The sequence below is a fragment of the Streptomyces sp. bgisy159 genome, from assembly GCF_057707805.1.
Window position 1 is genome coordinate 70,380 of record NZ_JBYIQX010000031.1, and the last position, 8,734, is coordinate 79,113.

An 8,734-nucleotide genomic window follows, 5' to 3' on the forward strand; every position below is an offset into this window, starting at 1 on the left:
TATTGAGTCTGCTGTGAGGAGGGTTGGAGTTCATGCACTGCCCCTTCTGCAGGCACCCCGACAGCCGTGTCGTCGACAGCCGTACGACGGACGACGGCACGTCGATCCGCAGGCGCCGTCAGTGTCCTGACTGCTCCCGTCGTTTCACGACGGTGGAGACGTGCTCACTGATGGTGATCAAGCGGTCCGGGGTCACCGAGCCGTTCAGCCGCACCAAGGTCATCAACGGGGTGCGCAAGGCGTGCCAGGGGCGGCCGGTCACCGAGGACGCGCTCGCCCAGCTCGGCCAGCGCGTCGAGGAGGCCCTGCGGGCCACCGGGAGCGCCGAGCTGACCACGCACGACGTGGGGCTGGCCATACTCGGCCCGCTGCAGGAACTCGACCTCGTCGCCTACCTGCGGTTCGCCTCCGTGTACCGGGCGTTCGACTCGCTCGACGACTTCGAGGCGGCCATCGCGGAACTCAGGGAAGAGACGGCACGCCGCGCGGCGGACGGCGACCACGCGGACGGCGCGGACGCCCCTTCGGGGGGCCGGGAAGACGCACGCGGGCCGGGAGGGACCGTCGAGGTCCCCGAGCCCGCGCACGCCGCCGACTGACCGACGGGCCGGAACCGGGACCGAGCAACCGGGGCCGGCCGGGCGGCGGCGAGAACAGGACCTGTCACGGGCGGTAGCGAGTGGGCACCCGTGACACATGACAGAACACCATGCCACGGAACATTGTGGCATTTCAGGGCGTTTTCGCCCGTACAGGGAGGCGGCATGACAGAGACGGCGAGCGGCCCGGCACGAGGTTCCCGAGCCAAGGGCACCAAGGCCACCAAGGGGCTGCGCATCGAGCGCGTCCACACCACCCCCGGCGTGCACCCGTACGACGAGGTGGAGTGGGAGCGCCGTGACGTCGTCATGACCAACTGGCGCGACGGCTCGGTCAACTTCGAGCAGCGTGGCGTCGAGTTCCCCGGCTTCTGGTCGGTGAACGCGGTCAACATCGTCACCAGCAAGTACTTCCGCGGTGCCGTCGGCACCGCCCAGCGCGAGACCAGCCTCAAGCAGCTGATCGACCGCATCGTGAAGACGTACCGGAAGGCCGGCGAGGACCACAAGTACTTCGCCTCGCCCGCCGACGCCGAGATCTTCGAGCACGAGCTGGCCTACGCCCTGCTGCACCAGATCTTCAGCTTCAACAGCCCCGTGTGGTTCAACGTGGGCACGCCGCAGCCCCAGCAGGTCTCCGCCTGCTTCATCCTGTCCGTCGACGACTCCATGGAGTCGATCCTCGACTGGTACAAGGAAGAGGGCATGATCTTCAAGGGCGGCTCCGGCGCCGGCCTGAACCTCTCCCGCATCCGTTCCTCCAAGGAACTGCTGTCCTCCGGCGGCAACGCCTCCGGCCCGGTCTCCTTCATGCGCGGCGCCGATGCCTCCGCCGGCACCATCAAGTCCGGTGGCGCCACCCGCCGTGCCGCCAAGATGGTCGTCCTCGACGTGGACCACCCGGACATCGAGGACTTCATCGAGACCAAGGTCAAGGAAGAGGAGAAGATCCGCGTCCTGCGCGACGCGGGCTTCGACATGGACCTGGGCGGCGACGACATCGCCTCCGTCCAGTACCAGAACGCCAACAACTCGGTCCGCGTCAACGACGAGTTCATGACCGCCGTCGAACAGGGCGGCCAGTTCGGCCTGCGTGCGCGGATGACCGGCGACGTGATCGAGGAGGTCGACGCCAAGGCGCTCTTCCGCAAGATCGCCGAGGCCGCCTGGGCCTGCGCCGACCCCGGCATCCAGTACGACGGCACCATCAACAACTGGCACACCTGCCCCGAGTCCGGCCGGATCACCGCGTCGAACCCGTGCAGCGAGTACATGCACCTGGACAACACGTCCTGCAACCTGGCCTCGCTGAACCTGATGAAGTTCCTCAAGGACGACGGTCAGGGCAACCAGTCCTTCGAGACCGAGCGCTTCCAGAAGGTCGTCGAGCTGGTCATCACCGCGATGGACATCTCGATCTGCTTCGCCGACTTCCCGACCCAGAAGATCGGCGAGAACACCCGCGCCTTCCGCCAGCTCGGCATCGGCTACGCCAACCTCGGCGCCCTGCTCATGGCCACCGGCCACGCCTACGACTCCGACGGCGGGCGCGCCCTCGCCGGTGCCATCACCTCCCTGATGACCGGTACGGCCTACCGCCGCTCCGCCGAGCTCGCCTCGGTCGTCGGCCCGTACGACGGCTACGCCCGCAACGCCGACGCGCACAAGCGCGTCATGAAGCAGCACTCCGACGCCAACGGCACGGCCGTGCGCATGGACGACCTGGACACCCCGGTCTGGGCCGCCGCCACCGAGGCCTGGCAGGACGTGCTGCGCCTGGGCGAGAAGAACGGTTTCCGTAACTCCCAGGCCTCGGTGCTCGCCCCCACCGGCACCATCGGTCTCGCGATGTCCTGTGACACCACCGGTGTCGAGCCCGACCTCGCCCTGGTCAAGTTCAAGAAGCTCGTCGGCGGCGGCTCGATGCAGATCGTCAACGGCACCGTCCCGCAGGCCCTGCGCCGCCTGGGCTACCAGGAGGAGCAGATCGAGGCGATCGTCGCCCACATCGCCGAGCACGGCAATGTGATCGACGCCCCCGGTCTCAAGCCCGAGCACTACGAGGTGTTCGACTGCGCCATGGGCGAGCGCGCCATCTCCCCGATGGGGCACGTCCGCATGATGGCCGCTATCCAGCCGTGGATCTCCGGCGCCATCTCCAAGACGGTGAACATGCCGGAGACGGCGACCGTCGAGGAGGTCGAGGAGATCTACTTCGAGGCCTGGAAGCTCGGCGTCAAGGCGCTCGCGATCTACCGCGACAACTGCAAGGTCGGCCAGCCGCTGTCCGCCAAGACCAAGGACGCCAAGGAGGAGACGGCCGAGGAGCCCGCGTCCGCCGTCGAGCCCAAGGTCGAGAAGGTCGTCGAGTACCGCCCGGTCCGCAAGCGCCTCCCGAAGGGACGTCCCGGCATCACCACGTCCTTCACGGTCGGCGGCGCCGAAGGCTACATGACCGCCAACTCCTACCCGGACGACGGCCTCGGCGAGGTCTTCCTGAAGATGTCCAAGCAGGGCTCGACCCTCGCGGGCATGATGGACGCCTTCTCCATCGCGGTCTCGGTCGGTCTGCAGTACGGCGTGCCGCTGGAGACGTACGTCTCGAAGTTCACCAACATGCGCTTCGAGCCGGCCGGTATGACGGACGACCCGGACGTGCGGATGGCGCAGTCGATCGTCGACTACATCTTCCGCCGCCTGGCGCTGGACTTCCTGCCCTTCGAGACCCGCTCCGCGCTCGGCATCCACTCCGCCGAGGAGCGTCAGCGCCACCTGGAGACCGGCTCCTACGAGCAGTCCGTCGAGGACGACGAGGTCGACGTCGAGGGCCTGGCACAGTCCGCGCCGCGTGCCCAGGAACTGAAGGCCGTCGCCACCCCGAAGGCCGAGTCCGAGGCCGCCGCGCCCGCCCCGCAGCAGGCGCACACCAGCGCCGAACTGGTGGAGATGCAACTCGGCATCCAGGCCGACGCCCCGCTGTGCTTCTCCTGCGGTACGAAGATGCAGCGGGCCGGTTCCTGCTACATCTGCGAGGGCTGCGGCTCGACCAGCGGCTGCAGCTGAAACTGGGCGGAATTGCGTCGGATGCAACATACGACGTAGCTGAACCCGAAGCGTGATCTCTGTGAGGGAGGGGCGTCGGCCCTGGGCTGGCGCCCCTCCCTTTTGCGGTCGGTACACCACGACTGCGTTCGGAGAGCGCGCGTCGCGCCGAAGGCGCGAGAAGAGATCGTTCCGGGGGTGCAAGCCCCCTGGAATGACGAACGCCCAGCCTTGTAGGAGGCCGGGCGATCGTTGCAGTCAGGAACGTTGTGTCCTGCGCGGTGTAGGAACCTGCATGACATCACGTCCTGGTCTGCGATGCAAAAGCAACCAGGAAGGGAGTGATGAACATGGCGAACAAGCGTCAGACCAGCAAGAAGGTCGCCTCGAAGGCCAGCAAGCAGCTGAGCAGCCCGAAGGCGACCCCGGCGCAGAAGTCCGTGGCGGCCAGCGCGCTGTCGCAGACGAAGACCGGCAAGACCAAGAAGAAGTGATACCTGGCCGCCCCGGGCCTACACCCGGGGCGGCCAGCCCTGTTTCTGCTGGCCAGGCGTGTCGCCGTAACCGATTCAACGATGTTGCGTTGAATGCAACGTGACTAAAGCGGCTGAATTGGCTGGATCGGCACGTCTGCTACTCGTCGACGGCGTGGTGCACCTTGACCCCGCCCCGGCGATGTTCGCGGCGATGCTGGATGGGTGGGCGACGCAGCAGAGGGCCCGCTTCCTTAAGGCGGACACGATCAAGGCGAGGATTGATCTCGTACGACGATTCGCCCATTTCACCGGGCAGTACCCCTGGCAGTGGCAGGCCCAGGAGGCAGAGGAGTTCATCAGCCACCTCCGGTCTGGTCCGCGGCCGGTGATGGTGTCGACGGCCCGGGGGTACCAGAACGGACTCCGACTGTTCATGGAGTACGTCACGGATGCGCGGTACTCCTGGCCAGCGGTGTGCCAAGAGCAGTTCGACGCAGTGCCCACCCAAATCCTGCACGAATGGAACACGGTGGCGCACGCTTCGGAGTACGAGGGGAACCCAGGCCGGCGGCCGTTGACGTACGACGAGGTGCAATCGCTGCTGGACGCTGCGGACGCAAGAGTCGAGGAGATCCGAGCTCGCCGCCGGAAGGGGGCGGCAGCGGCCATGCGGGACGCCACTCTGCTCAAGACCGTATACGCCTTCGGCCTCCGCCGAAGGGAAGCCTGGGGGCTGGATGTTGTTGACCTGCGGAGAAATCCGAGAGCCGCTGACTACGGCGCCTGCGGGGCGTTGTTCGTCCGCTTCGGCAAGTCATCACGCGGCGGACAGCCCAAGCGCCGGACTGTACTCACCGTCCCCGAAATGGACTGGATTGTCCCCGTGCTTCAGCAGTGGGTATCCGAGGCGCGTCCACTCTTTTCGCCAGAAAGTCACCCTGCACTTTGGGTGACTGAACGCCGGGGCCGACTTTCCTGGCGAGGTATCAACGAAGCCTTCGAACATGCTCGGAATGATGCTGGACTTCCCGAAGTGCTCGACCTGCACTCCCTCCGACACTCGTATGTAACGCACTTGGTCGAATTCGGCTACCCCGAGAAATTTGTGCAAGATCAGGTTGGGCATTCCTATGCTTCCACCACCGCGATTTACACAGGGGTCTCCGACGAGTTCCGGAATCGCCTAGTGCAGCAATCGTTGCAACGGCGGCACGCATCACTCTGGGAGTCGCAGAAATGATCAAGAAGATGGGTTATCGCTGGCACCTACGTCAGATCATGGCAAAGCAAGGCATGTTCCAGACCAGCGACCTGGTGCCGTTGCTCGCGGAGCGCGGTGTGCATCTGTCCCGCGAGCAGGTGTACCGCCTGGTCACTCAGCCGCCGCAACGCTTGTCCATGGATACGCTCGCAGCCTTGTGCGACATTCTTGGCTGCGGTGTTCAGGAGTTGATCGAGGTGACCACCGTTGAGCAATCGGTACGCAAGACCGGCACCGGGCCGTCGAGCGGTACCAGCGCACCTCCTCAACCACGACGGGCCTCGATTCGGCGCCCGGACTTCTCGTGAAACGTCATGAGCGCCTGGACGAGGTTGTTGCCCTCCTCGCCCCGCAACTACCTTCACTGTCATTGTCTGAGCTTCGTGCAGTCGTAGACCGAGTCGCGCCAGAAAAGGCTCTGTACTGGCTACAGGAACACGTTATCGAGCACTCTGACGCCTTGACCAGTGGCAGCGTGAAGCTACCTATGGCCATGTTCCGGCTGCTAACGGAACTGGAGTCCGCAGGGTGCAGAGAAGTGGTCGTCCCGCCATGCGTCAGCTGCGAAAAGCGCCGCGTGCTTCGCTTCACCAACGGCGAAGGAGCACGCATCTGTCAGATGTGCAAAGCCCGCGCGACCGCACTTCCGTGCAGTCGCTGCGGGAAGACCGCACCCGTCAACGCCCGAGACGCCGGCGGCGCCATCTGCCGGAACTGCTACGGCAGAGACCCCGCACGGCACGAGGCGTGCACGGTCTGTGGACGCGCGCGCCGAGTGGCGAACCGCGGCCCGGATGGGAAGCCCTTTTGCGAGAGCTGCTATTCCCGGCCTAAACGGAAATGCGTCTGGTGTGGTGACATACGGCCTGTTAAAGCAAACACTACGGCTGGCCCTGTGTGCTCCAGTTGCTACGTTCATCCTCAGCGCTTGTGTGGTTCCTGCGGCCGTATACGTCGCATCAAGACCCGTGCGCGAGATGGACATCCGGACCTTTGTGGCAACTGCGATCCAGGCCCGACTATGACGTGCTCTTCCTGCGGGCGCGAACGTCCTTGCCTCCGTGTCACGACTGATACCCCGGTCTGTCGGAGCTGTCGGGACCGGCCGCAGCGGACGTGCGCTCGGTGCGCTCGCCAGAGGCCGACAACAGCATGGTGGCCCATGGGACCTGTCTGTGACGGCTGCTACCGCCACATCTGCGTGAACCCAGCTGAGTGTGTCATGTGCGGCGAACAACGTCCGCTGATCGGCATCGACGAACAGCACCGCCAAGTCTGTGGCCCCTGTGTAGACGTTGATCTGACCTATCCCTGTTCCACATGCGGCAACGCAGGCGATATTTACAGGAATGGAGAGTGTGCGCGATGCGTTCTCCGGGATCAGCTGAATGAGCAATTTGGCCCCACTGAAGGTACGCCGCTCCAACCTCTCATCAGTGCTCTCGCCGCAGTAGAAAAACCGCGCTCGGTCTTGCTCTGGATGCGGAGGAGGAATAGCGGAGCAGCCATGCTACGGGACCTTCTCATCTCGGGATACTCGGTAACACACGAACTGCTCGACACGTTCCCGGGCCGTCAGGCGGCAGTTCACTTAAGGCAGTTGCTAGTCCATGTCGCTGTTCTCCCGGAGCGGGACGAACACGTGGCAGGAATGGAACGCTGGCTACAGAACTACTTGGCCACCGTCGCAGCCCAGCGCCGGAGTATCCTTCAGCCCTACGCGCAATGGGTTGTACTACGGCGAGTTCGACACCAGGCGAGCGCCAGAGGTAACACGACTTCCACCATCAAGTACGCCCGCACGCAAGTCTCCGTGGCTCACGCATTTCTGGAGTGGATCGAAGGGCAGGGGCTCTCCTTGGCGGATGTTCGGCAGCCACACTTGGACCAGTGGCTTGCTGCTGGCGCGAGCACACGGTGCAACCTGCGTGACTTCCTGCGATGGGCTCGGCGATGCCGTCTCATCTCCGACCTCCACGTCCCCTGGCGGCCCGACGGGGAGCCCTCCAACTTCCTGGACGAGGACGAGCATCTGGCCTTGCTCCACCGATGCGTTCATGACTCTGGCCTGCCGCTGGACGTTCGGTCAGCGGGGGCCCTGACGCTGCTCTACGGCATGCCCGTAACTCGCATCGTTCAACTGGTGCATCAGGACATCCAGGTCCGCGAGGGCAACGCCTATATTCAGGTGGGCAGGCACCCGCTGCTGCTGCCGCCCGCACTAGCCAGACTGCTCAACGAGCAGATGGAAAAGGCGACATCGCGGTCCCTCGTGGGGCGCCTAACTCCTAGAGCCGCTAGCTGGATCTTCCCAGGAGCTCTCGCTGGCCGTCCCATTGACGGCCCCAAGCTCTCGGGGCGACTGCTGCGGCACGGGATCGACGTTCGCGCTTCTCGCAACACTGCGCTGATGGCATTGGCCTCAGACCTTCCCGCACCGATCCTGAGCGAGATGTTAGGCATCCACATCAACACAGCCGTCGAGTGGGTTGGTCATGTGAAACGGGACTGGGCCGCCTACCTGGCTGCGCGGGGAGGGGAATGAGGACCTCGACATTTTCAGCCAGGGGAATAGTGCACGTCGAGAGTAGGTTCCCGGCCGCCAGTATTCCGGGCGCCGCTGAGGAATAGATTGCCTGGTCAGGGCGGTGGAGTCGGTCTTGCGGCTCCACCGCCTTCGGCGCATGTGACGCCTGGCTGTTGTGTTTGATGCAACGCGTCGCCGCGTCGAGGGCTTGTCGCTGCGGTCGCTGTCGTGGCATCCTCCGGGACATGATCAAGAGAATCGAGTCCCCCGTCCGCCGATGAGCGAGACGACCGGGATATGACTGCCCGGATCACCGACAACACTGTTCGACCATGCCCTCCGGCTGCATCAGTTGGCTCCGGGGGAGCCGCTTCATCGCGACGGGGAGCCGTACCCCGACGACAGGTCGCACCGTCACCGGAATAGCCCGCGAACACCTGAGGACCGGAACTCGGTCGGCAAGGATGCGGCGTTCATCCTCGATGCACATTTCGCGTGGGCCTCTGCATTTCCGGGTGAATTGGCCGATGCCTTCCACGACGTCTACATCCCAATCCACCCCAACGAGCACATCGCCGCTGCAGCCGAGCAGGCGGACAGAGAGCGCGTTCGCCAAACGGGCCGCTGGCTGGTGCGACATGGCACCGACCGATGCTCGGTCACCGTGGGACTGGGGGCCCTGCTCGCTGCCGTGGGAACAGTCGATGACATCCCGTTGATTCAAACGATCGGACTGCTCTCCAACCGCTTCGGGCCACTGGCGGCGCATGCTTTCGAGAGTTGGCCAGGAGGAGTGGAGGCCCTGTTCTGGCTTGCCGAGCGAGTCACC

Annotated in this window: 6 protein-coding genes and 1 pseudogene; all 7 read left to right on the top strand. The window is 65.0% G+C overall.

The features are described 5' to 3' along the window. Window positions 1-32 precede the first annotated feature (32 nt). Window positions 33-599 (top strand): transcriptional regulator NrdR, encoded by a 567-nt coding sequence (gene nrdR / locus AC3ET3_RS25885; protein WP_432158085.1) that lies wholly within the window; start codon window positions 33-35, stop codon window positions 597-599. A gap of 165 nt (window positions 600-764) precedes the next feature. Next, on the top strand, window positions 765-3,662 hold the full coding sequence (locus AC3ET3_RS25890) for a vitamin B12-dependent ribonucleotide reductase (RefSeq protein ID WP_432136297.1): 2,898 nt from the start codon (window positions 765-767) through the stop codon (window positions 3,660-3,662). 329 nt (window positions 3,663-3,991) lie between these two features. Continuing rightward, entirely contained in the window at window positions 3,992-4,135 is a 144-nt protein-coding gene (locus tag AC3ET3_RS25895; protein WP_199787442.1) for a hypothetical protein, read from the top strand. A gap of 100 nt (window positions 4,136-4,235) precedes the next feature. Beyond that, window positions 4,236-5,357 carry a tyrosine-type recombinase/integrase gene (locus AC3ET3_RS25900; protein ID WP_432158084.1) on the top strand — a complete coding sequence of 374 codons (1,122 nt, stop codon included), beginning with the start codon at window positions 4,236-4,238 and terminating at the stop codon, window positions 5,355-5,357. After that, the gene (locus tag AC3ET3_RS25905) at window positions 5,354-5,686 is read left to right on the top strand and encodes a helix-turn-helix domain-containing protein (RefSeq protein ID WP_267942484.1); all 333 of its coding nucleotides are present in this window, start codon (window positions 5,354-5,356) and stop codon (window positions 5,684-5,686) included. The genes AC3ET3_RS25900 and AC3ET3_RS25905 overlap by 4 nt, the downstream gene beginning before the upstream one ends. 1,835 nt (window positions 5,687-7,521) lie before the next feature. Continuing rightward, window positions 7,522-7,923 carry a hypothetical protein gene (locus tag AC3ET3_RS25910; protein ID WP_435612981.1) on the top strand — a complete coding sequence of 134 codons (402 nt, stop codon included), beginning with the start codon at window positions 7,522-7,524 and terminating at the stop codon, window positions 7,921-7,923. 334 nt (window positions 7,924-8,257) lie between these two features. Next, window positions 8,258-8,734: pseudogene (locus AC3ET3_RS25915) on the top strand (hypothetical protein); the annotation flags it as partial.

Coding starts and splice junctions, on each gene's coding strand:
- AC3ET3_RS25890 (WP_432136297.1), top strand. CDS start 765: ATGACAGAGACGGCGAGCGGCCCGGCACGAGGTTCCCGAGCCAAGGGC.
- AC3ET3_RS25895 (WP_199787442.1), top strand. CDS start 3,992: ATGGCGAACAAGCGTCAGACCAGCAAGAAGGTCGCCTCGAAGGCCAGC.
- nrdR (WP_432158085.1), top strand. CDS start 33: ATGCACTGCCCCTTCTGCAGGCACCCCGACAGCCGTGTCGTCGACAGC.
- AC3ET3_RS25905 (WP_267942484.1), top strand. CDS start 5,354: ATGATCAAGAAGATGGGTTATCGCTGGCACCTACGTCAGATCATGGCA.